Source organism: Paraburkholderia phytofirmans OLGA172, from assembly GCF_001634365.1.
GTDB lineage: Bacteria > Pseudomonadota > Gammaproteobacteria > Burkholderiales > Burkholderiaceae > Paraburkholderia.
In genome coordinates this window covers 372,953-399,739 of the sequence record NZ_CP014579.1, presented here as the reverse complement: position 1 = coordinate 399,739, position 26,787 = coordinate 372,953, and the positions used below count along the sequence as shown (strand labels likewise).

The 26,787-nt window shown below is 60.4% G+C and carries 23 protein-coding genes; 10 read left to right on the top strand and 13 right to left on the bottom strand.

The annotated features are described in order from the left end of the window. Positions 1–204: 204 nt before the first annotated feature. The 7 genes from gltA to AYM40_RS22090 form a co-directional block, all read right to left on the bottom strand. Positions 205–1,506, bottom strand: a complete 1,302-nt coding sequence (gene gltA, locus AYM40_RS22120) for a citrate synthase (protein WP_063498409.1) — start codon at positions 1,504–1,506, stop codon at positions 205–207. A 92-nt stretch (positions 1,507–1,598) separates the two neighbouring features. Then, positions 1,599–1,874 (bottom strand): succinate dehydrogenase assembly factor 2, encoded by a 276-nt coding sequence (locus AYM40_RS22115; protein ID WP_063498408.1) that lies wholly within the window; start codon positions 1,872–1,874, stop codon positions 1,599–1,601. Between the two features lie 84 nt (positions 1,875–1,958). Further along, entirely contained in the window at positions 1,959–2,663 is a 705-nt protein-coding gene (locus AYM40_RS22110; protein ID WP_054034792.1) for a succinate dehydrogenase iron-sulfur subunit, read from the bottom strand. A gap of 24 nt (positions 2,664–2,687) precedes the next feature. Further along, a complete protein-coding gene (sdhA, locus tag AYM40_RS22105) occupies positions 2,688–4,463 on the bottom strand; it encodes a succinate dehydrogenase flavoprotein subunit (protein ID WP_063498407.1) in 1,776 nt (591 codons plus the stop codon). Between the two features lie 4 nt (positions 4,464–4,467). Next, positions 4,468–4,836, bottom strand: a complete 369-nt coding sequence (sdhD, locus tag AYM40_RS22100) for a succinate dehydrogenase, hydrophobic membrane anchor protein (RefSeq protein ID WP_063498406.1) — start codon at positions 4,834–4,836, stop codon at positions 4,468–4,470. A gap of 3 nt (positions 4,837–4,839) precedes the next feature. Then, a complete protein-coding gene (gene sdhC, locus AYM40_RS22095; protein ID WP_063498405.1) occupies positions 4,840–5,256 on the bottom strand; it encodes a succinate dehydrogenase, cytochrome b556 subunit in 417 nt (138 codons plus the stop codon). Between the two features lie 123 nt (positions 5,257–5,379). Then, positions 5,380–6,180 (bottom strand): GntR family transcriptional regulator, encoded by an 801-nt coding sequence (locus tag AYM40_RS22090; protein ID WP_063500623.1) that lies wholly within the window; start codon positions 6,178–6,180, stop codon positions 5,380–5,382. Between the two features lie 515 nt (positions 6,181–6,695). Between AYM40_RS22090 and AYM40_RS22085 the strand changes: the two genes are divergently transcribed. The 6 genes from AYM40_RS22085 (at position 6,696) to acnA (ending at position 15,135) form a co-directional block, all read left to right on the top strand. After that, on the top strand, positions 6,696–7,679 hold the full coding sequence (locus AYM40_RS22085; RefSeq protein WP_063498404.1) for a malate dehydrogenase: 984 nt from the start codon (positions 6,696–6,698) through the stop codon (positions 7,677–7,679). A 229-nt stretch (positions 7,680–7,908) separates the two neighbouring features. Continuing rightward, positions 7,909–8,922, top strand: coding sequence for an HpcH/HpaI aldolase/citrate lyase family protein (locus AYM40_RS22080; RefSeq protein WP_063500622.1), 1,014 nt, complete (start codon positions 7,909–7,911; stop codon positions 8,920–8,922). Between the two features lie 163 nt (positions 8,923–9,085). Beyond that, the gene (gene prpC, locus AYM40_RS22075) at positions 9,086–10,273 is read left to right on the top strand and encodes a bifunctional 2-methylcitrate synthase/citrate synthase (protein ID WP_063498403.1); all 1,188 of its coding nucleotides are present in this window, start codon (positions 9,086–9,088) and stop codon (positions 10,271–10,273) included. Between the two features lie 105 nt (positions 10,274–10,378). Beyond that, positions 10,379–10,894 carry a hypothetical protein gene (locus AYM40_RS22070; protein WP_063498402.1) on the top strand — a complete coding sequence of 172 codons (516 nt, stop codon included), beginning with the start codon at positions 10,379–10,381 and terminating at the stop codon, positions 10,892–10,894. A gap of 25 nt (positions 10,895–10,919) precedes the next feature. After that, positions 10,920–12,371, top strand: coding sequence for a bifunctional 2-methylcitrate dehydratase/aconitate hydratase (locus tag AYM40_RS22065; protein WP_063498401.1), 1,452 nt, complete (start codon positions 10,920–10,922; stop codon positions 12,369–12,371). Between the two features lie 46 nt (positions 12,372–12,417). Beyond that, complete coding sequence (gene acnA, locus AYM40_RS22060) at positions 12,418–15,135, top strand: aconitate hydratase AcnA (RefSeq protein WP_063498400.1); 2,718 nt, start codon at positions 12,418–12,420, stop codon at positions 15,133–15,135. A 233-nt stretch (positions 15,136–15,368) separates the two neighbouring features. Here acnA and AYM40_RS22055 read toward each other — a convergent pair whose 3' ends face one another. The 6 genes from AYM40_RS22055 to AYM40_RS22030 form a co-directional block, all read right to left on the bottom strand. Beyond that, positions 15,369–16,229 carry a prolyl hydroxylase family protein gene (locus tag AYM40_RS22055; RefSeq protein ID WP_063500621.1) on the bottom strand — a complete coding sequence of 287 codons (861 nt, stop codon included), beginning with the start codon at positions 16,227–16,229 and terminating at the stop codon, positions 15,369–15,371. A gap of 273 nt (positions 16,230–16,502) precedes the next feature. Then, on the bottom strand, positions 16,503–18,137 hold the full coding sequence (locus tag AYM40_RS22050) for a methyltransferase regulatory domain-containing protein (protein ID WP_063498399.1): 1,635 nt from the start codon (positions 18,135–18,137) through the stop codon (positions 16,503–16,505). A gap of 38 nt (positions 18,138–18,175) precedes the next feature. Next, a complete protein-coding gene (locus AYM40_RS22045; RefSeq protein ID WP_063498398.1) occupies positions 18,176–19,279 on the bottom strand; it encodes a hypothetical protein in 1,104 nt (367 codons plus the stop codon). Then, complete coding sequence (locus AYM40_RS38825) at positions 19,276–20,982, bottom strand: sensor histidine kinase (RefSeq protein WP_158515307.1); 1,707 nt, start codon at positions 20,980–20,982, stop codon at positions 19,276–19,278. The genes AYM40_RS22045 and AYM40_RS38825 overlap by 4 nt, the downstream gene beginning before the upstream one ends. An 18-nt stretch (positions 20,983–21,000) precedes the next feature. Beyond that, the gene (locus AYM40_RS22035; protein ID WP_063498397.1) at positions 21,001–21,630 is read right to left on the bottom strand and encodes a response regulator transcription factor; all 630 of its coding nucleotides are present in this window, start codon (positions 21,628–21,630) and stop codon (positions 21,001–21,003) included. A 114-nt stretch (positions 21,631–21,744) separates the two neighbouring features. Then, positions 21,745–22,791: an OmpA family protein gene (locus AYM40_RS22030; protein WP_063498396.1), complete on the bottom strand. Its 1,047-nt coding sequence runs from the start codon at positions 22,789–22,791 to the stop codon at positions 21,745–21,747. A 177-nt stretch (positions 22,792–22,968) separates the two neighbouring features. Between AYM40_RS22030 and AYM40_RS22025 the strand changes: the two genes are divergently transcribed. The 4 genes from AYM40_RS22025 to AYM40_RS22010 are packed head-to-tail and all read left to right on the top strand — an operon-like array spanning position 22,969 to position 26,784. Further along, positions 22,969–23,739 (top strand): TetR/AcrR family transcriptional regulator, encoded by a 771-nt coding sequence (locus tag AYM40_RS22025; protein ID WP_063498395.1) that lies wholly within the window; start codon positions 22,969–22,971, stop codon positions 23,737–23,739. Next, positions 23,736–24,695 (top strand): HlyD family secretion protein, encoded by a 960-nt coding sequence (locus AYM40_RS22020; RefSeq protein ID WP_063498394.1) that lies wholly within the window; start codon positions 23,736–23,738, stop codon positions 24,693–24,695. Before AYM40_RS22025 ends, AYM40_RS22020 begins: the two co-directional genes overlap by 4 nt. Then, positions 24,692–25,645, top strand: a complete 954-nt coding sequence (locus AYM40_RS22015; RefSeq protein WP_063498393.1) for an ABC transporter ATP-binding protein — start codon at positions 24,692–24,694, stop codon at positions 25,643–25,645. Before AYM40_RS22020 ends, AYM40_RS22015 begins: the two co-directional genes overlap by 4 nt. Then, the gene (locus AYM40_RS22010) at positions 25,642–26,784 is read left to right on the top strand and encodes an ABC transporter permease (RefSeq protein WP_063498392.1); all 1,143 of its coding nucleotides are present in this window, start codon (positions 25,642–25,644) and stop codon (positions 26,782–26,784) included. The genes AYM40_RS22015 and AYM40_RS22010 overlap by 4 nt, the downstream gene beginning before the upstream one ends. The last annotated feature ends 3 nt before the right edge of the window (positions 26,785–26,787 follow it).

Here is a 26,787-nt window from a genome sequence, read left to right as displayed (position 1 = left end):
GCTCAGCTGGGCATATTTCCACGAGACACAAGACAACACTTAGTTCGCAGCTTGCGGGCTTCGTCCTCAACGCCTGGCGCTCGAGATCTAACGCCGCAAGACAAAACGCCCCAACAGTGAACCCGTTGGGGCGTTTCTTATCAGCTGATTCCGCATTGGCTCGCAGCAATCATCACACTACGAACCACACAGACTCGAACCCGATCAACGTTGCGCAATCGGCTTCGCTTCACGCGGCGTATCGCCGACGAACAGCTGACGCGGACGGCCAATCTTCTGTTCCGGATCGGCGATCATTTCGTTCCACTGTGCAATCCAGCCGACCGTACGTGCCATCGCGAAGATACACGTGAACATCGACGTCGGGATGCCCAGCGCGCGCTGCACGATGCCCGAGTAGAAGTCGACGTTCGGGTACAGCTTGCGCGACACGAAGTATTCGTCTTCCAGCGCGATCTTTTCCAGTGCCATGGCCAGCTTGAACAGCGGGTCGTCGTGCAGGCCCAGCTCTTCCAGCACTTCGTGGCAGGTTTCGCGCATCAGCTTCGCACGCGGATCGTAGTTCTTGTAGACGCGGTGACCAAAGCCCATCAGCTTCACGCCCGAGTTCTTGTCCTTCACCTGCTTGATGAACTCAGGAATGTTGTCGACCGAGCCGATTTCTTCCAGCATGTTCAGTGCGGCTTCGTTCGCACCACCGTGCGCCGGGCCCCACAGGCAAGCGATACCGGCCGCGATACACGCGAACGGGTTAGCGCCCGACGAACCCGCCAGACGAACCGTCGACGTCGACGCATTCTGTTCGTGGTCAGCGTGCAGGATCAGGATACGGTCGAGCGCGCGCACCAGCACGTCGTTGACCTTGTACTCTTCGCACGGGTTCGAGAACATCATGTGCATGAAGTTCGCGCTGTACGACAGGTCGTTCTTCGGGTACGCAAACGGCTGACCGATGCTGTACTTGTACGCCATCGCGACGAGCGTAGGCAGCTTCGCGATCATGCGAATGGCCGACACTTCACGGTGACGCGGATTGTTGATGTCGAGCGAGTCGTGGTAGAACGCCGACAGCGCGCCGACTGCAGCGACCAGAATCGCCATCGGGTGCGCGTCGCGACGGAAGCCACGGAAGAAGAAGTGCATTTGCTCATGCACCATCGTGTGCTTCGTGACGGTGTTCACGAACTCGTCTTTCTGCTGCGCGTTCGGCAGTTCGCCCTTCAGCAGCAGATAGCAGGTTTCGAGGAAGTCGGCGTTTTGCGCGAGGTTGTCGATCGGGTAGCCGCGATACAGCAGCTCGCCCTTGTCACCGTCGATGTACGTGATCGCCGAATTGCACGCCGCCGTCGACATAAAGCCCGGGTCGTACGTGAACTTGCCGGTCTGGCCGTACAGTTTGCGGATGTCGATCACGTCCGGGCCGAGAGTGCCCTTATAAATCGGCATTTCAACGCTCGGCGAATTGTCGCTGAACGATAGCGTGGCTTTAACATCTGACGGGGTCATAGCACATCCTCAATCGAAGTATGGAAACAGGGTTTCGATAATTTGCACGCCTGGGAACAACGGACAAGCGGCGCCCAAAAAGTTCGCGGCGCTCAAGCGTTGCGCAACAGCGCCAGCACCCGGATCACATCCGGGTCGGCAAGGTCGCCTTCCGGTTCCTTGCGCGCGAGCAGCAAGTCCATCAGGTCGTTATCGCTAAGCTCGAGCAGGCGCGTGAGAGCGCCTACATCGGCATCGCTGAGGTCATGCTCATATCGGCCGAAAAAACGTTCAAAGATCAGATCGTTTTCCAGCAGGCCCCGCCGCGCGCGCCAGCGAAGGCGCGCGCGGCGGAGAGGGTCGGACTGATGCGATGTTTCGTTGTTCATGTCAGTACGCGCCGGGCCGCTCCCAAGCGCACTGACCGCCCCCCTTGGGGGCAGCGAACGATAGGGAGCGCGGGGTGGTTCATATCAAACAGCGCGGCGAACCATCAATTCCTTGATCTTGCCAATCGCCTTGGTCGGGTTCAGGCCCTTCGGGCAGACGTCGACGCAATTCATGATGGTATGGCAACGGAACAGACGGTACGGATCTTCCAGGTTGTCAAGGCGCTCACCCGTCGCTTCATCACGGCTGTCCGCGATGAAACGATAGGCTTGCAACAGGCCAGCCGGGCCGACGAACTTGTCCGGATTCCACCAGAAGCTCGGGCACGACGTGGAGCAGCTAGCACACAGGATACATTCGTACAGGCCGTCGAGTTCGTCGCGTTCTTCCGGCGACTGCAGACGTTCCTTTTCCGGCGGCGGCGTATCGTTGATCAGGTACGGCTTGATCGAGTGATACTGATTGAAGAACTGCGTGAAGTCGCAGATCAGGTCGCGCACGACGGGCAGGCCCGGCAACGGACGCAGCACGATCTTTTGCGGCAGGTCGTTCATGTTCTGCAAGCAGGCCAGACCATTCTTGCCATTGATGTTCATTGCGTCCGAACCGCACACGCCTTCGCGGCACGAACGGCGGAACGACAAGGTTTCGTCCATCGCCTTCAGCTTGAGCAGCGCGTCGAGCAGCATCCGTTCGTGCGAGTCGATTTCGATCTCGTACGTTTGCATGCGCGGCGCCGCGTCCTTATCCGGATCGTAGCGGTAAATTTCAAATGTACGCTTAGCCATTTCTGAATTCCTTTGACTTGTGCCTTAGAAGGTACGCGCTTTCGGCGGTACCGATTCGACCGTCAGCGGTTGCATCTGAACCGGCTTGTAGTCGAGGCGATCGCCTTCGCTAAACCACAGCGTATGGCGCAGCCAGTTTTCGTCGTCGCGATGTTCGAAGTCGTCTTGCGCGTGCGCGCCGCGGCTTTCCTTGCGCGCTTCGGCGGAAACCATCGTGGCGCGTGCCACTTCGATCAGGTTCTCCACTTCCAACGCTTCAATACGTGCCGTGTTGAACACCTTCGACTTGTCTTTCAGGTAGATGTTGTCCACACGTGCAGCTACTTCGCGAATCCGCTCGACGCCTTCGGCCAGCAGCTTCGACGTGCGGAACACGCCGGCGTGCGCCTGCATCGTGGAACGGATGTCGGCCGCAACGGTTTGCGAGTATTCGCCCGACGTGGATTTGTCCAGCTTGTTCAGACGAGCCAGCGAGAAATCGCCCGCGTCGGCCGGCAGCGGCTTGTGCTCCTTGATGTCCTTCACGTGCTTGACGATGTGGTTGCCGGCCGCACGGCCGAACACTACCAGGTCGAGCAGCGAGTTCGTGCCGAGACGGTTTGCGCCGTGCACCGACACGCACGAGCATTCGCCCACTGCGTAGAAACCGTTGACGACTTCTTTGTGATCCCGCGACGTGCCAACAACCTGGCCGTTGATGTTCGTCGGGATACCACCCATCTGATAGTGGATGGTCGGCACAACCGGAATCGGCTCTTTAATACAGTCGACGTTCGCGAACTTCATGGCGATTTCGCGGATCGACGGCAGACGCTTCATGATCGTCTCGGCGCCGATGTGCGACAGGTCGAGCAGCACGTGATCCTTGTTCGGACCCACACCACGGCCTTCCTTGATTTCCTGGTCCATCGAACGCGAGACGAAGTCGCGCGGCGCCAGGTCTTTCAGCGTCGGCGCGTAGCGTTCCATGAAACGCTCGCCGTTCGAGTTACGCAAAATGCCGCCTTCGCCGCGCACGCCTTCGGTAATCAGCACGCCCGCGCCGGCCACGCCGGTGGGATGGAATTGCCAGAATTCCATGTCTTGCAGCGCGATGCCCGAGCGCGCAGCCATGCCGAGGCCGTCACCGGTGTTGATGAACGCGTTCGTGGATGCCGCGAAGATCCGGCCCGCGCCGCCCGTAGCGAACAGCGTGGTCTTGCCTTCGAGGATATAAACGTCGCCGGTTTCCATTTCCAGCGCGGTCACGCCGAGCACGTCGCCGTCGGCGTCGCGGATCAGGTCCAGCGCCATCCATTCGACGAAGAACTGCGTCTTGGCAGCCACGTTTTGCTGATACAGCGTGTGCAGCAGCGCGTGACCGGTACGGTCAGCCGCCGCGCAAGCGCGTTGCACCGGCTTTTCGCCATAGTTGGCGGTGTGGCCGCCGAACGGGCGTTGGTAAATCGTGCCGTCAGCGTTGCGGTCGAACGGCATGCCGAAGTGTTCGAGCTCGTACACGGCATTCGGTGCTTCACGGCACATGAACTCGATCGCGTCCTGGTCGCCGAGCCAGTCGGAACCCTTGATCGTGTCGTAGAAGTGATAGTGCCAGTTGTCTTCGCTCATGTTGCCGAGCGATGCGCCGATGCCGCCTTGGGCAGCCACCGTGTGCGAACGCGTCGGGAACACCTTGGACAGCACGCAAACCGACAGACCGGCACGCGCGAGTTGCAGCGAAGCGCGCATCCCCGAGCCGCCTGCGCCGACGATAACCACGTCAAACTTGCGACGCGGCAGAGAATTTTTGATTGCAGCCATTCTTTTACACTCTCCAGAGAATCTGCGCAGCGTAGCCCGCACAGGCGAGCAGCCAGACGATCGTCAGCGCTTGAAGAAACAGACGCATGCCAACGGGCTTCACATAGTCCATCCAGATGTCGCGGATACCCACCCACGCGTGATAGAACAGCGACAGCAGCGTGACAAACGTGGCGAGCTTCATCCATTGCGTCGCAAAGATCGACGCCCAGCCGTCATATGAGAAATCGCGCGCGCCGAAGAACCACGCGAGCAGGATCACCGTGTAGACCGCCATGATGCAGGCGGTAATGCGCTGGGCGAGCCAGTCGCGCAGACCGTAGTGCGCGCCGACGACGAGACGCTTCGGACCGATTCGGTTGTTAGCTGCCATTTTTTAGAATGCTCCGAAGAGTTTGAGCGCAAAAGCAATCGTCAGAAGCGACGAGACGACCAGAACGACGATCGACGTTTGCTTGCCCTTTTCCTTGGTGACCGCGCTGTGGTTGGTGTCCATCACCAGGTGGCGGATGCCGGCGCAGAAGTGAAACAGAAAGGCCCACGCGAGAACGAGCGTGATGAGCTTGACGATGATGTTGGAAAGGAAACCTTTGAAGACTTCGAAACTCAGTTCGGAAGTCAGGCTCTGATCAAAGAGGTACAGCAGGAACGGAAGAAAAACAAAAAGCAGACCACCGCTCAAGCGGTGCAAGATCGACACTCGCCCCGCTAGCGGAAGACGGTATGCCGTCAAAATCTGCCCGATACCGATGTTCCGGAATTCCGGCCTCGGTTTTTTTACGGTTTCAGCCATGCTAGACCCCTACTATGTAGTCACACTAATCCGCAATTTTAGCGCCTTTTTATATCGCGCTGCAGCGAAAACCACCACAGGTCCTTTACAGCGTGCGCGATAAAGGCGCCTTCTTCATCCGACTCAGCTCAAATCGTTCTGATAGTAATACCCGGTTGTGACATACCAACCACGGCGCACCTCAACCGGCCGGTCTCCATATGTATAGGAGACGCGCTCCACCGAGAGAAGTGGAAAACCCGCCGGCACATGCAACAGGTCAGCCACTGAAGGCTCAGCCGCGACCGCGCGGATCTTCTCCGTTGCGCGAATCATGCGGGTGCCGAATTCAGTCTCGAACATCGCGTAGAGGGGACCTTTATACTCCGACAGCCGCTCGAGCGTGAGTCCGCGGAACACCGCGCCGGGCAGCCAGATTTCGTCGAGTACGGTGACTTCGCCGTCGAACTGCAGCAAGCGCTTGATCAGCACCACCGGATCGGCAGGCTTCAGATCGAGTTGCCGGGCGATGTCAGCCGAAGCGCGCAAGCGCCGGCATTCAAGCAGGCGGCTGACGTGCGGGTGCTCCGCGCCGTCATCGGCCAGCAATCTGAGGAAGCGAAATTGGGCGCGGTCTTCGTTGTGCGTTGCAACAAAAGTACCCTTGCCCTGGCGGCGCACCAGCAGATTGTCGGCGGCAAGCTCGTCGATCGCTTTGCGCACTGTTCCCTGACTGACCTTGTATCTTGCCGCCAATTCGACTTCACTAGGAATGATCTCGCCAGGTTTCCACTCGCCGGTTTCGAGGCTCTGCGTAATCAAGCCCTTGATCTGCTGATACAAAGGACTGAAAGTGGGCGACGTGGCGGGCATGGCAGCGGATACACCTTCGCCCGCGGCCACCTGGCCGGTCGGATTCGCGGTGTTCGCCTGGTTCGAAGTCATCCACATATTTCATCATAAAGGGCCCGCCCGCGTCTAGGGTTTCCCCCGCAATAGATATGTCTTATATAAGACATAAGATAATGTTGACTTTGCGCCTAACGGCTCCTACACTCCTTGTCGAGCAAGGGTTTGCGGGTTTTCCGGCGACTGTTTTGCACTACGCAATGCAGCGCCGCAGCGCACCGGCAGCCACTCTGCACCATGCTGTTCCCACGCAGTCCAGGTTTCGATTCGCCGCCATTCGTTGGCCAGACGCTTGCCGAAACGCGCTGTTTGCAGGAGCCCGCGCCGTGCAGCGGCTACCCGGCGCCAACATGCCTCGCTCCCCGCTCTCTCAAGCAGAGCAGTACAGGTTTCCGGCATGGCGGTCTTGCCGTAGCGCGCCGTACAGCCTCGGCACATTCCGAGGCTGTACGCGAACAGTGAATTCCGCCGTGTTTCACAACGCTTCGTTGAAGGCGCATATAGAATGGCGTTTTCCCTAGCGTCTAACGCATCGTCCTGGAGATTTCTCAATGGCTAAGCCCGCAAAGCGCGTTGCCGTCACCGGCGCCGCAGGTCAAATCGCTTACTCCCTACTGTTCCGCATCGCCAATGGCGACCTGCTCGGTAAGGATCAGCCGGTTATCCTGCAACTGCTCGACCTGCCGCAAGCGCAAGGCGCCGTCAAAGGCGTCGTGATGGAACTGGATGATTGCGCATTCCCGCTGCTGTCGGGTGTCGTGATCACTGACGACCCGAAGGTTGCATTCAAGGATGCAGACGTTGCCCTGCTGGTCGGCGCACGTCCGCGTTCGAAAGGCATGGAGCGTAAGGATTTGCTGTCGGCAAACGCCGAAATCTTCACGGTTCAGGGCAAGGCGCTGAACGAAGTCGCCAGCCGCGACGTGAAGGTGCTGGTGGTCGGCAACCCGGCCAACACCAACGCATACATCGCGATGAAGTCGGCGCCGGATCTGCCGAAGAAGAACTTCACCGCCATGCTGCGCCTCGACCACAACCGCGCGCTGTCGCAACTGGCGGCCAAGTCGGGCAAGCCGGTCGCTTCGATCGAAAAACTGGCTGTGTGGGGCAACCACTCGCCGACCATGTACCCGGATTTCCGCGTTGCAACAGCAGAAGGTCAGGACCTGACCAAGCTGATCAACGACGAAGAGTGGAACCGCAACACGTTCATCCCGACCGTCGGCAAGCGCGGTGCGGCGATCATCGAGGCACGCGGCCTGTCGTCGGCAGCGTCGGCAGCGAACGCGGCGATCGACCACGTGCGTGACTGGGTGCTCGGCACGAACGGCAAGTGGGTCACCATGGGTATCCCGTCGGACGGTTCGTATGGTATTCCGGAAGACATCATCTACGGTGTGCCGGTTACGTGCGAAAACGGCGAGTACAAGCGTGTTGAAGGTCTGGCAATCGACGCGTTCTCGCGCGAAAAGATGGACGGCACGCTGAACGAGCTGCTGGAAGAACGCGACGGCGTTCAACACCTGCTCGGCTAAGCGCCTTTGATGCAGACGAACCGGAACTCCGTAGCTTTATCGCAGCGGGTTCCGGTTTTTTACGTGCGAATGCAGGTACGTCGCTCCATTTTGCAGTTCACTCTGCAATTTGTCGTGCCAGTATCCGCATCTGATTCGAACGCGCTTTGCGCGGCTGCCTGACCATGGCCGAACAGAGCGGATCCGCATCAGATTTCCCTAACGACCACCCACGCCCTTGACGCCGAAGATGCGCGCCCTCACACCCGCCGAAGTGCTGTTTGACGGCGAAGTGCCGCCCGCTGTGCTGCCTGCCTGCGATCACTACGCCGGCAGCGAGAAGCTGATGCTGAAATCACTCGCATTGCAGCAGCAACTTGGCCCGGTGTTCGACATCACACTTGATTGTGAAGACGGCGCACAGGTCGGTCGCGAAGCCGAACATGCGGAGCTGGTCGCGTCGCTGCTTGGCAGCGAGCATGACCGCTTCGGCCGCGTCGGCGTGCGGATTCACGACTTCGATCACGCGCACTGGCGTGACGACGTCCGCCTCATTCTGCGCGCTGCAAAGCGAGCGCCTGCTTACATCACCCTCCCGAAGATCCGCAACGTCGCCGATGCTGCCGAAATGGTCGCGTTCATCGAAGCGACGCGTTGCGAGCTCGGCATTGCGCAGCCGGTGCCGGTGCAATTGCTGGTCGAAACGCATGGCGCGCTGACGCGCGTGTTCGATCTGGCGGCGCTCCCCGGCGTCGAGGCGCTGAGCTTCGGCCTGATGGACTTCGTTTCCGCACACGATGGCGCGATTCCCGATACCGCCATGCGCTCGCCCGGTCAGTTCGATCACCCGCTCGTCCGGCGCGCGAAGCTTGAGATTTCGGCGGCCTGCCATGCGTATGGCAAGGTGCCGTCGCATAACGTCAGCACGGAAGTGCGCGACATGAGTGTGGTCGCGAACGACGCCGCCCGCGCCCGCAACGAGTTCGGCTACACGCGCATGTGGAGCATCCACCCGGCGCAGATCGAGGCGATCGTGGCCGCGTTTGCACCGCGCGACGAAGAAATCGTCACCGCTACCGAAATTCTGCTGGCCGCGCAGTCCGCGCAATGGGGACCGACGCGCCATCACGACACGCTGCACGACCGGGCGAGCTATCGCTATTACTGGTCGGTGCTGCGTCGCGCTCAATCCACTGGCCGCGCCGTCCCGCAAGACGCCGCGCCGCTCTTCACGAAAGTGGGCACTAACGGGCAAGCTGCATGATGAGCATGATGGTCAACGCAGCCGCCGGCGTGGCGGCGCTGAACGGCACCCTCGCGTGGAGCCGTGCAAGCGAATCACAGCAGCGTCTCGCGCAGCGGGGAACAGACGTCGAATGCGCGGTTCAATCAGAAGCAACGAGCAGGCACAAAGGAGATTGCGGGAGATGAGCGAGACGACGCAAACCGCCGGTGCACAAGGCGAGAACGATCCTAAAAGCGGCTTCAAACCGAAGAAATCCGTTGCCCTGTCCGGCGTGACGGCTGGCAATACCGCGCTGTGCACGGTCGGCAAGACCGGCAACGATCTGCACTACCGCGGCTACGACATTCTCGACATCGCCGGTGCATGCGAATTCGAAGAGATCGCGTATCTGCTGGTCCACGAAAAGCTGCCGACGCAAGCCGAACTGACCGCCTACAAGACCAGGCTCAAGGCGCTGCGCGGTCTGCCCGCGAACGTCAAAGCCGCGCTGGAATGGATTCCGGCCGCCGCGCACCCGATGGACGTGATGCGCACCGGCGTGTCGGTGCTCGGCACGGTGCTGCCGGAGAAAGACGACCACAACCTGCCGGGCGCACGCGACATCGCCGACAAGCTGATGGCCTCACTCGGGTCGATGCTGCTGTACTGGTACCACTACTCGCACAACGGCAAGCGCATCGAAGTCGAAACCGACGACGATTCGATCGGCGGCCACTTCCTGCACCTGCTGCACGGCGTGGAACCGTCGAAAGAATGGGTCGACGCGATGCATGTGTCGCTGAACCTGTACGCCGAGCATGAATTCAACGCCTCGACGTTCACCGGCCGCGTGATCGCGGGTACGGGCTCGGACATCTACTCGGCGATCACCGGCGCAATTGGCGCGCTGCGCGGCCCGAAGCACGGCGGCGCGAACGAAGTTGCGTTTGAAATCCAGTCGCGCTATCAGACGCCTGACGAAGCCGAAGCCGATATCCGCAAGCGTGTTGAAAACAAGGAAGTGGTGATCGGTTTCGGTCACCCGGTGTACACGATTTCCGATCCGCGCAACAAGGTCATCAAGGAAGTCGCGAAGAAGCTCTCGAAGGAAGCGGGCAACCTGAAGCTGTTCAACATCGCCGAACGACTTGAAACAGTGATGGCAGATGTGAAAAAGATGTTTCCAAATCTCGACTGGTTTAGCGCGGTGTCGTATCACATGATGGGCGTGCCGACGGCGATGTTCACCCCGCTGTTCGTGATCGCCCGCACTGCAGGCTGGAGCGCGCACATCATCGAGCAGCGGATCGACAACAAGATCATCCGTCCGAGCGCAAATTACACCGGTCCCGAGAATTTGAGGTACGTGCCGCTAAATAGGAGAAAATAGCGGTCGCTGTGCGCTTTCATAGCGCGTGCAGTTCAACCCTCGCGGTCGCCAGGACCGGTAGCCCGCGTACTGTTCAACTGAAATTAGATAGAAAGGTTCTCCACCATGAAAAAGCTGATGATCGCCGCCGTGATTGGCGCCCTGTCCACGACGATGCTGACCGTCGCGACTGACGCCGCTGCGCAGACGGCGACCACCGCCACCACGACCACGAAGCCGGCTGCCAAGGCTGTGGCGAAGCGCCCGCAGCCGAAGCGCCTGATCAAGCGCAAGTCGAATCCGGCCAAGGAAGCGAAGGTCGATCCGGTGCCGGAAGGCTCGGAAAAGTGGTCATGCGACGAAGGTCTCGCATTCGACCTGAAGGGCGACATGAAGCGTGACCAGATCGTCACGGTTCACTGGGCGAACAAAAACTACAATCTGCCGCGCGAAACGACCACCACGGGCGCAGACCGTTTCCACGACGCCGCATCGGGCATGGACCTGGTCGTGATCCCGACGAAGGCGATGTTGTTCTCGGATAAGGACAGCTCACGTCTGGCCGACGAGTGCAAGACGGCAGCCATGGGGCAAGGCGCACCGGCTCCGACGCAATCGAACGCGGTCAACAAGACCAACTAATCCGTTACATCAGGAAGGCACCCCGATGTCCGCTCCGATTTCCAACGTGCGACCCGACCCGGACCCAGTCCTGGTCGATATCGTCGACTACGCGCTGGACTATCAGATCGACAGCACGGTCGCGCTGGACACTGCGCGTAACTGCCTGATCGATACGCTCGGTTGCGGACTCGAGGCGCTCACCTACCCGGCCTGCACCAAGCTGTTGGGACCGATCGTGCCCGGCACGATCGTCCCCAACGGCGCGAAGGTGCCGGGCACGTCGTTCCAGCTGGACCCGGTTCAGGCCGCCTTCAACATCGGCGCGATGATCCGCTGGCTGGACTTCAACGACACATGGCTGGCTGCCGAATGGGGCCACCCGTCGGATAACCTCGGCGGAATTCTGGCGACGGCCGACTGGCTCTCGCGCAGTGCCATCGCAGCGGGCAAACAGCCGCTGACGATGAAAGACGTGTTGATCGGCATGATCAAGGCGCACGAAATTCAAGGCTGTATCGCGCTCGAGAACTCGTTCAACAAGGTCGGACTCGATCATGTGCTGCTGGTAAAGCTGGCGTCGACCGCGGTGGTCGGCCAGTTGATCGGCTTGACGCGCGACGAACTGATTAACGCGGTATCGCAGGCGTTTGTCGATGGGCACGCGTTGCGCACGTACCGCCACGCGCCGAATACCGGCTCGCGCAAGTCATGGGCCGCTGGCGATGCAACGTCGCGCGCCGTGCGGCTCGCGCTGATTTCGAAGACCGGCGAGATGGGCTATCCGTCGGTGCTGACCGCGAAGACGTGGGGCTTCTACGACGTGCTATTCAACGGCAACGCGTTCTGGTTCCAGCGTCCATACGGCTCGTACGTGATGGAAAACGTGCTGTTCAAGATCTCGTTTCCGGCTGAATTCCATGCGCAGACGGCGGTGGAAGCGGCGATGACTTTGCACGCGCAACTCGCCGCAGCAGGCAAACGCGTGGAAGACATCAAGAAGATCACGATCCGCACGCACGAAGCCGCGATCCGCATCATCGACAAGAAAGGCCCCCTGAACAACCCGGCCGACCGCGATCATTGCATTCAGTACATGATCGCCGTGCCGTTGATCCATGGCCGTCTGACGGCCGCGGATTATGAAGATTCGATCGCGCAGGATGCGCGTATCGATGTGCTGCGCGCCAGGATGGAATGTGTCGAAGACGCGCAGTTCACGAAGGATTACCACGATCCTGAGAAGCGTTCGATCGCCAATGCACTGACGATCGAATTCAACGACGGGTCGACGTTCGACGAAGTTGTAGTCGAATACCCGATCGGTCATAAGCGTCGTCGCGAAGACGGGATTCCGTTGCTGGTCGAGAAGTTCAAGACCAACCTCGCGCGCCGCTTTCCGGTCAAGCAACAACTGGCGATTCTCGACGTGTCGCTGGATCAGGCACGGCTCGAAGCCATGCCGGTCAATGAATACGTCGATCTGTACGTCATCTAGTTCAAGTTAAGTACTGTAGTTCCGCGATCAAACCAAGGAAAACACCATGGCCCACAACCTCCACAAAACGCTCAAGGAATTCGACAGCGGTTCCGGCAAAGGCAAGTTCTACTCCCTGCCGCAACTCGGCAAGGCACTGAACATCAAGATCGACCGCCTGCCGGTTTCGATCCGTATCGTGCTGGAATCGGTGCTGCGTAACTACGACGGCAAGAAGATCGCCGAAGAACACATCGAGCAGCTCGCGAACTGGAAGCCGACCGCTGCGCGCGTCGACGAAATCCCGTTCGTCGTGTCGCGCGTCGTGCTGCAAGACTTTACCGGCGTGCCGCTGCTCGCCGACATCGCTGCAATGCGCGGTGTCGCGAAACACATGGGCAAGGATCCGAAGTCGATCGAACCGCTGGTCCCGGTCGATCTGGTGGTCGACCACTCGGTGCAGATCGATCACTTCCGCGAAAAGAACGCGCTCGACCTGAACATGAAACTGGAATTCCAGCGCAACAACGAGCGCTACCAGTTCATGAAGTGGGGCATGCAGGCATTCGACACGTTCAAGGTCGTGCCGCCGGGCGTCGGTATCGTTCACCAGGTGAACCTGGAATACCTCGCACGCGGTGTGCACAAGAAGGCTGAAGGCGCGGACACCGTGTACTACCCGGATTCGCTGGTCGGCACCGACAGCCACACCACCATGATCAACGGTATCGGCGTGGTGGGCTGGGGCGTGGGCGGTATCGAAGCTGAAGCCGGCATGCTCGGCCAGCCGGTGTACTTCCTGACGCCGGACGTGGTTGGCGTCGAACTGAAGGGCAAACTGCGCGAAGGCCTGACGGCGACCGACCTGGTCCTGACCGTGACCGAACTGCTGCGTAAGGAAAAGGTTGTCGGCAAGTTCGTCGAGTTCTTCGGCGAAGGCACGAAGTCGCTGTCGCTGCCGGACCGCGCGACGATCGGCAACATGGCGCCGGAATACGGCGCAACCATGGGCTTCTTCCCGGTCGACGAAAAAACCATCGACTACTTCAAGGGCACGGGCCGCACCGACGCAGAAATCTCCGCCTTCGAAAACTACTTCAAGGCGCAGGGTCTGTTCGGCATTCCGAAGGCTGGCCAGATCGACTACACCAAGGTCGTCACGCTGGACCTCGGCACGGTGACGCCGTCGCTGGCAGGTCCGAAGCGCCCGCAAGACCGTATCGAAATCGGTCAGGTGAAGTCGACCTTCAGCGACCTGTTCTCGAAGCCGGTGGCAGAAAACGGCTTTGCGAAGAAGGAAGCCGATCTGGACGCGCAATACACGACGAGCAACGGCGTCGATGTGAAGAACGGCGACATCCTGATCGCCGCGATCACGTCGTGCACGAACACGTCGAACCCGAGCGTGCTGCTGGCTGCTGGTTTGCTGGCGAAGAAGGCTGTCGAAGCCGGCCTGACGGTCGCTCCGCACATCAAGACCTCGCTGGCGCCGGGATCGCGCATCGTCACGGAATACCTGACGAAGACCGACTTGATGAAGTACCTCGACAAGCTCGGTTTCACGCTGGCCGCTTACGGTTGCACGACTTGTATCGGTAACGCGGGCGATCTGACGCCGGAACTGAACGAAGCGATCACGAAGAACGACATCGTTGCGGCAGCTGTGCTGTCGGGCAACCGTAACTTCGAAGCGCGTATTCACCCGAACATCCGCGCGAACTTCCTGGCGTCGCCGCCGCTGGTTGTGGCTTACGCGATCGCCGGCAACATCACGCGCGACCTGATGACCGAACCGGTCGGCAAGGGCAAGGGCGGCAAGGACATCTACCTGGGCGACATTTGGCCGACCAGCGAAGAAGTCAACGACCTGCTCAAGTTTGCGCTGGACGCAGATGCGTTCCGCAAGAACTACGCGTCGCTGACCAAGAAGGGCGACCTGTGGAGCAAGATCGAAGGCGAAGAAGGTCAAGTCTACGACTGGCCGAAGTCGACCTACATCGCTGAGCCGCCGTTCTTCGGCAAGGACTTCTCGATGACGCCGGCCGACAGCATCGCTCCGGTCAAGAACGCACGCGCACTGGGCATTTTCGGTGACTCGGTCACGACCGACCACATCAGCCCGGCTGGCTCGATCAAGGAAGACTCGCCGGCAGGCAAGTGGCTGAAGGCAAACGGCGTGCAAAAGGCCGACTTCAACAGCTACGGCTCGCGCCGCGGCAACCACGACGTGATGATGCGCGGCACGTTCGCGAACGTCCGGATCAAGAACCTGATGATCCCGGCGAAGGCAGACGGCACGCGTGTGGAAGGCGGCCTGACGATTCACCAGCCGAGCGGCGAACAAGAGTCGATCTATGACGCAGCGATGAAGTACATCGACGCGGGCACGCCGACGGTTGTGTTCGCGGGTGAAGAGTACGGCACGGGCTCGTCGCGTGACTGGGCTGCGAAGGGCACGCAACTGCTGGGCGTGAAGGCTGTGGTTGCTCGCAGCTTCGAGCGGATTCACCGTTCGAACCTGGTGGGTATGGGCGTGCTGCCGCTGCAGTTCAAGGGCTCGGATAGCGTGCAATCGCTCGGTATCACCGGCGAGGAAACGTACGACATCGAAGGCCTGGGTTCGGACTTCAAGCCGCAACAGGAAGTGACGCTGGTGATTCGCGGCAAGGACGGCAAGGAGAAGCGTGTTGCCGTGCTGCTGCGTATCGATACGCCGATCGAAGTGGACTACTACAAGCACGGCGGGATTCTGCCGTTCGTGCTGCGTTCGCTGCTGGCTGCTTAAGGTATCAGGTAACGCATGCGGTAACTGCAAGCTGTTTTGCAGGTGCTGCGTCCTTGTGGAAGGACGCAGCCGATTTGAGAGCCCGGCTTTTTGGCCGGGCTTTTTTTATTTGCTGCCGAGGTCGGTGTGGGCTTGGTTAATCACGACTCGCCCTTGCTGGATTAGGCATGGGGGTGTGAAGGTGGCGGATAAGCGGCCTATCCTCAACTACGCTGCTGATTGACGCTCACTCGTTAGCGCCTCGCGCGACTTTCCAGCGGTCGCTCAGTGACCCACTTTGTTACGATCCACTTCTCTCCTGCGAGTACTGGCGCCCCCGCATGCAAGGTCAATGCATCCAGTTGCCGCTGCCCGTTCATATAGCGGAAATACAACGCTCCACCTTGCTTTGCGGTAATCGATAGTCCCAGTAGAGGAAATTGAGTGGCGCCTCCTTGGGGCACATCGTTTAGGTAGACGATCAGCGTCGCAACCCGTTGGCCGCCATCTTTACCGCGAACTATCGCACCCGGTTGTTGTGGCGAGTAGTAGTCGTGATGCGGCTTATATTCGCCCGTGACCTTGTAGCGCTGGACTTGCAAGGGCTCACCATTCTCCACGGGCCAATTCATCAGGCTGGCGAAACGCTGCTCCAGGCGCTGGATGAATGCATCTTCACCGGGAAGGAACCCAGCCGTATCGCTAGTGCGAATGCTGTTGTAGACACCAACGCCAGTGACCGAACGTTTTAGGCGAGGTCGCGAGCGCTCAATCACCTCGGCGCACTCCTCTGCGGAAAGAACGTTGTCAAATGCGATGATTTGCGGACGTTCGCAGCGCATCGACACGGTGACGTCACGGTCGAAGGTGCGAATGACGTTGTCCGCAGCGACAGGGCACGCGTCATAAAGATACTCGCCCTGCCGGAGGGCTTCTATACCCATCGGCAGCGGATCTTTTGACTGAATTCCTTTGAAAGTTGCGTCAATAACGCCAGCCGCCCTCTCCGGTTCAAAGCCGACCTTGAGCATGGCATCAAACATGGACTGGCGATTACAACCGCGGCTTGCGTGGTCGGTGAGCCATTCCTCGACGGCAGCGTTGATGTCCAGCATAGATATTTCTTCCAACATTGAATTGTGTCGTCCAGCGGGGAGCCCTACAAGCAGACCGCTGCAAGGGATTAGATAGTAGGTCTCGCTTTTGTCGTCGACTATGAGACGATTCCCAAAGGCACCGAGCGCTTTGCACACGCACGGAGCGATTGCAAGAAGCTCACAGGCCAAGCAAACTGGCGCGACGGGCCAGCGCGAGGCGATGTCCTGCGCCACACCGCGCCTTACAACGATCCCGGCACCTTCCGTAACATTTCATGCAATCGCCCTCTGTTAGTGTTCCTTTCGGACACGCTGTTTCGAAGCCGGCTTGCCGGCAGACGCAGTTTCGCTGCGTGCCGCAAGCATCGCGCTATCGGCAAACCATTGCACAGCGCGCCGGACGTTTTCTTCGATCGCTGCGGCGATCTCCGCAGGCTGCGTCAATACCTCTCCATCGCGCTTGAAATGCAGCTCGCCGTTTGCCACGCCACGGCCGATGATCTCCGCCAGCGCGTCAAGATTGCGGCTACCGTCCAGCAGGGGCAAGAGCTTTTGCTCGACCGGCCCAAGTGTCACCACACATTCGTGCCACGCAGTAAACAGCGTCAGTGACGCCTCGCCGCCGGCGCGCAGCTCAGCAAGCCGACGCAACACTGACGGCGCCTCCGGGTGCGCGATCGGACGAGGCGGCGCGATTACAGGCTCTAGCCGAAACTGCACGGCGTTACGGATAACCAGGCTCCGAACAAAATCCAGCACCCTGGATTCGATCTCCTCACCCGCTTGCCCGGAAACGCTTGTCACCCACCGCACCAGTTCCTCGACAGCGACCGTTGCAGGCCATGCCTCGTTGAGCGCATCGATCACCTGCTGAGTGTCCGGCCCGGTAGCGATAGTCCGACCGCTACGAACGTCCTGCCAACGACCGTCGCCATCCGGCTGGCGCGCGTAGCGGCCGGCGAGGTGGAGGCCGACGAGCCGCTTTAGGTCGAATCCATAGCGTATCTGTTCAGCGCGTTTATCATGAACCAGCAAAGTCTGGCGGAAGGTCCGGTTATTGAGGAAATCCATCAATTGCTCAAGTACCACCTGTTCGCCGGCACACTCCTTCAGCAACAATTCCGCAGTATGCCGTCCGTGGTTGCCGGCAAACATCCTCCCGATCTCCGCCTCGGCCAGGTAGCTCAGACCACGGCGTTCCGCCCTCGCAAGAAACTCGCGGAAGTAGCAGGGACTGTTGCATACCTCAAGATACTCATGATTGAGGTAGCTGGCATCGCCATGACGGACCATCTGGATGTTGTCATCCATGATCTTTTTCAGCAGGCTGCCGGGCTGCGCCGTGTCATGCAGGAAATCAATCATGCCGCGCGCGTAAGCCAGTCCCTCTTCGGGCGAAGCACGACCGCCGCCGCGCAGCATCATGGCGTCACGCACCACTTCCTTCGCCTTCCAGCCGGGATAGGTGTTGTAGCTGATGTAGGCAATGCCTTCCGGGCTCAAACATTCGTTCGCAACACGCAGAATGGCTTCGCGGACGTCGTCTGGGACCCAACTGTAAACTCCGTGGCAAATGATGTAGTCGAATTGCCCAAGGCTTGCGTCGAGATCCGCAATGCTCCCCTGCCTCAGCGCGATGTTGCTCAGCCCAAGCGTCTCGATCGCACGCCGGCCAGCCTCGATCTGCACAACGGAGAGATCCACCCCGACCACCGTGGCCCGCGGATAGCGAGTCGCAAAGGGAATGATGTTGCCGCCGGCGGCGCAGCCGAGCTCCAGCACACGCGCCTTTTGCAACGGTGGAACGTCGAGCCCGAACAGATAGGCAACGGCCCGGAGGTGCTCGGGGGCGCTCTCTGGGTAGCACCCCGATATATAGGGTAAATCGTCGTACGTTTTGGCAATGCGTTCAGTCTGGGCATTCATGCGAAGGTAAATCCATGGTTGTTGTTCCGTACACGAGACTACTTTCCGCTTCCGCCGGTGTGGAAGGCCGCTGGATCGTCGGTGATCCGGCGCTGGGTCATACGGTCATTCCAGTTGTTGTCAGCAGGCACGGTCGCGCGCATGGCCGCGGGGGGGCGGTGCTGCTGCGAGGCCCAACCCAGCCACGGCGCCTGATCGACCGAGTCGTCATCATGCGACGAACGGGCGCTCCATTCGGGCTGCGTCGATACGGTGGGCTGTGCCGCCGGACGGACCGTGCGGCTCAGTGTCAGACGCCCACTCACGTGAGCCTCCGTCAGGCGTGCCATCCTGGTCCCGCTCGCAGCCTTGACCGGTGCCTTTGAGTTGTCGTCACTGGCGGCAATTTGCGTGGTTTGCTTCAGCGTAACTTGAGGCAACGACGCGGCCTGCTTTTGAATAACCGGAGACGGCGCAGCAGTCGGCCTTGGCTCAGCCTGAGACAAGGACACGGACTGCTTCGGAGCATCCGGCAAAGATCCGGCCTGCGCGATTGGGTTCGTTGGCACCGCTACTGGCTCGGCATAGCGCGCCGGAGTAGCTGGAGCGGCGCTCCCAATGGACGCGATGGTCTGCAGCGGCGCGGGTGTGCTTGCCAGCGCCGCCGCCCGCGTCGCATCAACGGCCGGTTCAACAGGCTGTTGCGAATGATCGAGTGGCGAATCGGTGGCCTTGGCGGACGACTGAACCGCAGACGCGACAGCCAGCGGCTTTGCCTTCTCCGCTTCCTTCATGGAGCACGTTACGAGCAACCATGTCAGTGCGATGGTGCAACCAGCGAAAATCGACGCCGCGAGCAGGTGATCCGAGCGCGAAGAGCGCGGGCGGGTATTGCTCATTTCCAGATAACGCCTCGCCTCCGCCATTGATGCGTCCCACCGCGTGGTATCCACGCGTTGTGGCGACGCCCTGTAGGACAGAATGTGCGTCACGCCCGGCGGAAACCGCGGAGCTCGTGCCGGCCTGGCAACTTGCTCCACGGCCTTTTGTACGGCCTCGCGCAGCATGCGCCGGTGCGCGCCAAACGGCGGCGGCAGACCGTCGAACGGCCGTGGCAGCGGTATCGTCAGATCGCCCTCGATCAAGGCTAGCGGTCGAGTCATGACAGCTTGCTCCGATGTGGGTCGATCGTCTGGTCGTCAAGTTGCATCATCAACGCCTCGGCGCGCTTCAAAAGCGCGTCAATCGCGTCTGTTTCCGGTTCCGTCGGGGCGGCGCTGACTTGCCGCAATGCGTCCATCAAACTCGATGCCCCGACGAGTGCCACCGCGCCGCTGAGCCGGTGCAGCGTGGCGCGCAAACCAGCGAGGTCAAGCCGGTCACGCCCGTCGCGCAAGCTACGCAATCTATCCAGGTCGTCGAGCATCGAACGCCGCCAGCCCGCTATAAACGTGTGCAAATCGATGCCCTCGTTTGATAGCGCGCCAAGATAGCTTCGGTCAAATGATTCGGCTTGAGCGCCGGCCGCTCCCCCCACCAACCGCGCGGAGATCGCCAGTGCATTGCCGTTGGCAGGTTCGACGAACGGCCGCAGGGACTCGATAGGGAACGGCGCAGTAAACGTCGCGCATGTGCCGAACCCCGGCTGAATCTCGACTGTGAGTTCGCCGCCCATGCGCTGCGTAAGCAGCCGGCATAGTGCGAACCCAGCATCACCGTCGCTGTGAGACTCGTCGCCCATCGGTTCGCCGGTGACAAATAACCCGGGAAGCGGCGGCTGCGCCGAAGGTGCAGCCTTCGCACCGACATCCCTCACGCTGATGAAAATGCGCTGCGAACCAGCGTTCAGCGGTTGTGCCCGCACCGCGATCGTGATCTGTCCGTGCTCGGTCGCCCGCACAGCCTTGCTCAGCAAATGGAAGACTATCTGACCCAGCCGCGCGCTGTCGGTGAGAACGCGCGCGGCCACCGACTGGTCGATGCTCACGCTCAGACGTAGACCCCGTTGTGCTGCGGCGGGTGAAAACAACGCGACGACGCCATCAATCAATTCGCGGAAATCCGTCGAATCTTCGTCGAGCACGATCGCATGCGGTTCAATTGGGGAGGGCGACAGCATGTCCTCCAGCGCGCGAACGCATGTCCGCACTGCTGATTGGATCTTGCCTGCCAAGGCTCTCTGAACGGGCGTCAGCGAAGCTGTGTCGAGTCCGGCCAACAGACCGGCTAGCGCGGACAATGGCCCGCCAACAAAATGACGCATGGTTCTCAGGATACGGTCACGCTCCTGCTTCGCAGCGGCGGTCGCCTGCGTGCCTGCAGCGATGCGCGCGGCCTGCTCCCGTGCTTCGGCCGCGGTATGCCGGCGTTGCCAGTCACTTTCGATAACCTGTAGTTTCCTGGAGGTGAGCTTTAGCCCAGCGCGCGCCCGGCACCAACCGCCCAACGCGACAATCGCCAGACCCGTGAGGGCAACTAGCACCGCAAACAGCGCAGGCCATGCCGGAGCGGAGCTGTGTTCGGCAACAGCGAACCCGTCCTGCGAGGAACTATTTTCACTGGCCGGCGCGGCACCAACGGCATGGATATCGACGCCTTGCCCACGAACATAAGCGCCGCCACCCGCTTGGGCGTCACCCACCGGGCCGCGCGCTGCCAGCGCGGCAACCGGGCGCGGATTGCCGGCGAGCGAGCTTGCTTCCGCTAACGGCGCCGCATTGGCGCGCACCGACACGACGCACAATAGCGTGAATGCGAAGAGACTACCCAACACGGTCGCGTAGCGGATCGATGCCGTACGTGCTGAGGGAGAGAAGCGGCGAGCGCGACCCTGCGCGCCCACCGGAGAACCAAACAGGCTCATCATGTTCATAGCCTGCGAAACTCAGTCGATCAGTCTTTGCAACGCCGCAAATTCAATCAGCGCCGCCAACGAAGATAGCCCCAGCTTTTCCTGGATGCGGCTCTTGTACGTACTCACCGTTTTGTCGCTAATGAAGAGCGAGTCGCCAATAGTCTTGTTCGACATACCCTTGGCCAGCATTTGCAGGATGACGAGCTCCTTATCGGACAACAACTTGAGCTTCTCTTCTTCGCTGGCTGCGGACGCCCCCACGCCGGCGCCACCTGCCGACATAGGAAAAACCGTGTACCCCGCCAGCACGGCCTCGACGCCGCGCAAGATCTCCTTCATGTCCTGCGACTTGCCGACGAAACCCTGCGCGCCTGTACGCATCGCGCGCGGCGCGAAGGTCGACGGATCGTGACCTGACAGAACGAGCACTCGAATCGAGGGATGCACCAGCTTTAAACGAGGAATGACATCGAGCCCGTTGATACGCGGAATATCGAGGTCGAGAATAGCGAGATCCGGCGTGTGCTGCCGGGCCAACTCGACTGCGGTCTGTCCATTATCGGTTTCGATAATTTCAGTGATGCCGAGCAGTTGTGAAAGATGAGTCTTGATCACCAGCCGCAACGCGGGATGATCGTCCACGATCAAGATAGTAGTCATTATTTTGTTTTCCTAATGAGTTTACAAATACCTGTCAATCACAGTACGCGGACAGGTTGACTTGATGAGCGTACGCTTGGGATTGAAAACGATAATGGCGCGTCAATCGCCGGATTAGCCCTGATCGCGCACGAAATCGATTTCGACACGCCGGTTCGGCGCCAGGCATTGCACCAGTTCATCGCGCTTCGTCTGCGAGCATTCCGCCAGCGGATTTGCCTTACCGTGCCCCTGCGCCGTTATTGGCAACGTCACGCCGCGGTTGCGCAGATATTCCCGCACAGTTTGCGCACGCTGCAACGAGAGCTTCTGGTTGTACGCGTCGCTGCCAAGGCGGTCGGTGTAACCGTTGATGTGTAACTGGCGAATGCCCTTCACCTGCTGCAGACCCGCGACCACTTCGTCGAGTTGCGCCTTGCCGCCCGGCAGCATGCCGGTTTCGTCGCCGCTGTCGAAGCGGAATGCCGAATCGGCTCTGAGCGTGATCGTTTGCACAGCCGCCGACTCGGCCTTCTGCGGTTTGGCGCATTGCAACGCCGCTTCCGCCGATTTCTGCAATTCGCTTTGGATGCCGGGCAGCGCTTTCTCAGCGGCAGGGAAATTGCGTCTCCATGCGTAATGTCCTGCATGGATCAGTTCTACCTCAGCACAGGCGAGCGGCTGTTGTGCCTCCGGGCAACGGGCCGTGGCTGGATCGCTCTTGATCACATTGACGATCTTCCACAAGTCGGGACGCACCGTCGACACCGTGCGCAATTCCTGATTAGCAGCGGACAACGCCGTGCCGTTTTGCAGGCCGATCGTGATCATCGCCGCCTGACCGATGGCTTCCTGGACGAAACCCCATTGGTCACGGGCGCGCCACTCCTCCTGTCCGGCATTAATCCAGCACTGAGCCTTTGCGTGAAAATAACTGTTCTTGTCACCGGGCAATTTGTCCAACTGCTGTTGCAGGCCAGCAAGCGCCTCGCCGCCGCTTGTGATTGGCGCATAGGTGCTAAACCATTGAGGCGTCGGCGCGCCAGCGGCCGCGTCTTGTGCCACGCCGATGCCAGTCTTCAGAACGGTCGGGTCTTCGATACCGAGTCGGTCTCGTGCGGCCTGCCCCGCGCAACCCGACAAAGCCAGCGCACATGCCAGCAGCGTTAACTGAAATTTCATGAAATCCTTGCGAAGAACGCATTCACTTTTAAGAAGTTTTGAGTATGAACAGACGCAAAGCGGCATGGAATGGGAAGATTCCTAGAGTTCTGTCAGACGGACAGGCCGTCGATAATGCGGACCGCATACGGCAACGCCCTTCTTGAATTTAACTAACTCATCAATTAGTCTGGATTGATGAACCCGAGGCGTTCTCCCGTAAAACCACTCGGCCGCCGCCCGGCCGTCGGGGACTTCGATGTGCGCGAACATCTGCTCGATACCGCGACGCGGCTTTTTTCCGAACGCGGCATCGCGGCCACGACGGTCGCGCAGATCGCGAGCGAAGCGGGCGTCACGTCGGCACTGGTCCATTACTACTTCACGAATCGCGAAAAGCTGCTCGACGCAGTGGCTGACGAGCGGCTCGCCCCTGCGGCGAAATTCGTCTGGCGCCCGGCCGTTGAAGACGCCGTGAGCGATCCCTTCGCACTGGTTCACGAATTCGTCGCGCGCCTGTTTGACGTGACGGACCGCATGCCGTGGTTGCCGCCACTCTGGCTGCGGGAGATCGTCAACGAAGGTGGCCTGCTGCGTGAACGAATGATCCAGCGCATCCCGTTCGACAACATCAAGCGCTTCAGCAGCCGCGTTTCACACGCTCAGCAGGACGGCACAGTCAATGGCGACCTGGAAGCGATGTTGCTATTCAACTCAATTCTGGCGCTCGTGATGCTGCCGCTCGCCACGGCGAAGATCTGGCAAAGCGCGCGTGGCCTGCCCGTCATAGAGCGTGACGCGTTGCGTCGGCATGTGACCACACTGCTGATCGGCGGCATGCAGCCAGCGCCACATATGGCATCGGTGCGAGTGCATACACAAACACAAACACAATCGCGAGCGCAGGCGCAACAGCCGAAGCCTTCATCAGTACGCCGCAACCGCAAAGACACCGGGAGCCAGTCATGAGTCGTCCTTGCAGCGCCTGCGTTTGTCTGCTGCTCGCGGCGACGGTCCTCGCAGCCTGTTCGCATCGCGACAACAACGTCTATCAGGGCTATATCGAGGGCGAGTTCGTGTATCTCGGCTCGTCGCAATCCGGCAAGCTCACGCAGTTGACGGTCGCACGAGGACAGACCGTCGACGCAAGCGCACCGGTATTCACGCTCGAATCTGTCGACGAAACCGCCGCTTTGCAGCAGGCCCAACGGCAACTCGCCGCGGCACGCGCACAGCTAGCCGATATCCAAACCGGCAAGCGCCGTCCAGAAGTGAACGTCACCAAAGCGCAACTCGCGCAAGCGGTCGCCAATGCGCGCAAGGCAGCGCTGCAACTCACGCGCGATGAAGCGCAGTACCGCGCGGGTGGCATCCCGAAAGCACAACTCGACGATTCGCGCGCCAACGCAGACGCCACCGCCGCGCAAGTGCGGGAACTGAGCAACCAGGTCGACGTCGCGCAGCTCCCCGGCCGTTCGCAGCAAATCACTGCGCAGAGCGCGCAAGTCGAAGCCGCCCAGGCCGCCGTCGCCCAGGCGCAATGGAAGCTCGACCAGAAGCGCGTCAACGCACCGGCGGCAGGACTCGTCTACGACACGCTGTATCGCGTCGGAGAGTGGGTACAAGCGGGCAATCCGGTCGTACAGATGCTGCCGCCGCAGAACGTGAAAGTGCGCTTCTTCGTACCGGAGACCGTGGTCGGCAAGCTCGCGCCAGGCCGTGCGCTTTCCATTCATTGCGACGGATGCGCCGCCGACGTCCCAGCGAAAATCACGTACATATCGAGCGAGGCCGAATACACACCGCCGGTGATCTACAGCAATGAGAACCGCGCGAAGCTGATGTTCATGGTCGAAGCCCGCTCTTCCGCCGCCGACGCAGTCAAGCTGCACCCCGGCCAACCCGTTGCCGTGAACCTGCAATGAAACCGCCCGCGCCGCAATATGCGCAATACGCGATCGACGTGCACAAGCTCAACAAGCACTTCGGCGATAAACATGTCGTGAACGACGTGACATTGCAGGTCGCGCACGGCGAGATTTTCGGCTTTCTCGGACCGAACGGCAGCGGCAAGACCACCTCGATCCGTTTGATGTGCGGACTGCTCACACCGGATTCGGGCAGCGGCACCTGTCTCGGTTACGACATCGTGCGCGAGAGCGCACAGATCAAACGCAACGTCGGCTATATGACGCAACGCTTCTCGTATTGGGACGACCTGACGATCCGCGAGAACCTCGACTTCGTCGCCCGCATCTATCAGATGGCGAACCGGCGCGAGGCGGTTGACCGTTCGCTCGAATCGCTGGGTCTGCAAAGTCGCGCGGATCAGCTGACCGGTGCGTTGTCCGGCGGCTGGAAGCAGCGGCTCGCGCTTGCAGCCTGCATGCTGCACGAGCCTCAGCTCCTGTTACTCGACGAACCGACTGCAGGCGTCGATCCGAACGCACGCCGTGAATTCTGGGAGGAATTGCATCGCCTCGCCGCGCGCGGCATTTCGGTACTGGTCAGCACGCATTACATGGATGAAGCCGAGCGCTGCCATAAGCTCGCGTACATCGCGTACGGCAAGCTGCTTGCGCAAGGCACTTCGAAGGACGTGATCGAATCGCAGAATCTCGCGACCTGGACCATCTACGGCGAGCACCTGAGCAAACTGTCGGAACAATTGCGCAAGACACCTGGCGTCGATCAGACCGTCGTATTCGGCTCGGCGTTGCACGTCAGCGGCATCGACCATGCCGCGCTCGAAGCTGCGATCAGGCACGCAACCGAGGGCACTGCGCTGCGCGCCGAGCGCATCGAAACCCGGCTTGAAGACGTGTTCATCTACCTGATGGGCCACTCCACCGACAACTACGGGGCGCAACCGTGAGCACGCGCGTCCTGTTTTCGCTGTCGCGCTGGTGGAGCATCGTGCTCAAAGAATTTCTGCAGTTAAAGCGCGACCGCATCACGTTCGCGATGATCGTCGGCCTGCCGGTCATTCAGCTCACGCTGTTCGGCTTCGCGATCAATACCGACCCGAAGCATCTGCCAACGGCTGTCATCATCGGCGACGACAGCACGTTTTCGCGCAGCTTCATCGCCGCGATGAAAAACTCCGCTTATTTCGACATCGTCGAATCCTTGCCCAACGAGGAGGCCGGCCGCCGCGCTCTTGCCCAAGGCCGGGTGCAGTTCGTGTTGTCGGTGCCGGTGGATTTTTCGAAGCGTCTGCTGCGCGGTGAACGTCCTTCGCTGCTGGTCGAAGCCGATGCGACCGACCCCACCGCGACGAACACCGCGCTCGCCGCGCTGCCAGGCCTTGTGCAACCGGTCGCGGACAAGGACATCACCGGGGTGCTCGCCCATCTGAACGGTACTCCGGCCGCTTTCGACGTCCAGGTGCACCGCCTCTACAACCCCGAAGGCATCACGCAATACAACGTCGTGCCGGGTCTGATGGGTGTGATCCTGACGATGACGATGGTGATGATGACCGGCCTCGCCATCACCCGCGAGCGCGAGCGCGGCACGATGGAAAACCTGCTCGCCACGCCCGTGCTACCGATCGAAGTAATGACCGGCAAAATCGTGCCTTACGTGATGATCGGGCTGGTGCAGGCATCGATCATTCTGACCGCGGCGCGCTTCGTGTTTGGGGTGCCATTTGCCGGCAGCCTGTTGGCAATCTATCTGGCTGCGTTGCTGTTTATCGCGGCGAATCTGACGGTCGGCATCACGCTTTCGTCGATTGCGCAGAATCAGTTGCAGGCGATGCAACTGACCGTGTTCTATTTTCTGCCGAGTCTGTTGCTATCCGGTTTCATGTTCCCGTTCGCGGGCATGCCACGCTGGGCGCAATTCATCGGCAATCTGCTGCCGCTCACCTATTTCAACAGGCTGGTTCGCGGCATCCTGCTCAAAGGAAACGACTGGGCCGACCTGTGGCCGTCGGTGTGGCCCGTGGCGCTGTTCATGGTCGTCGTGATGGGCGTCGCGCTGCGTTTCTACCGGCGCACGCTCGACTAGGAG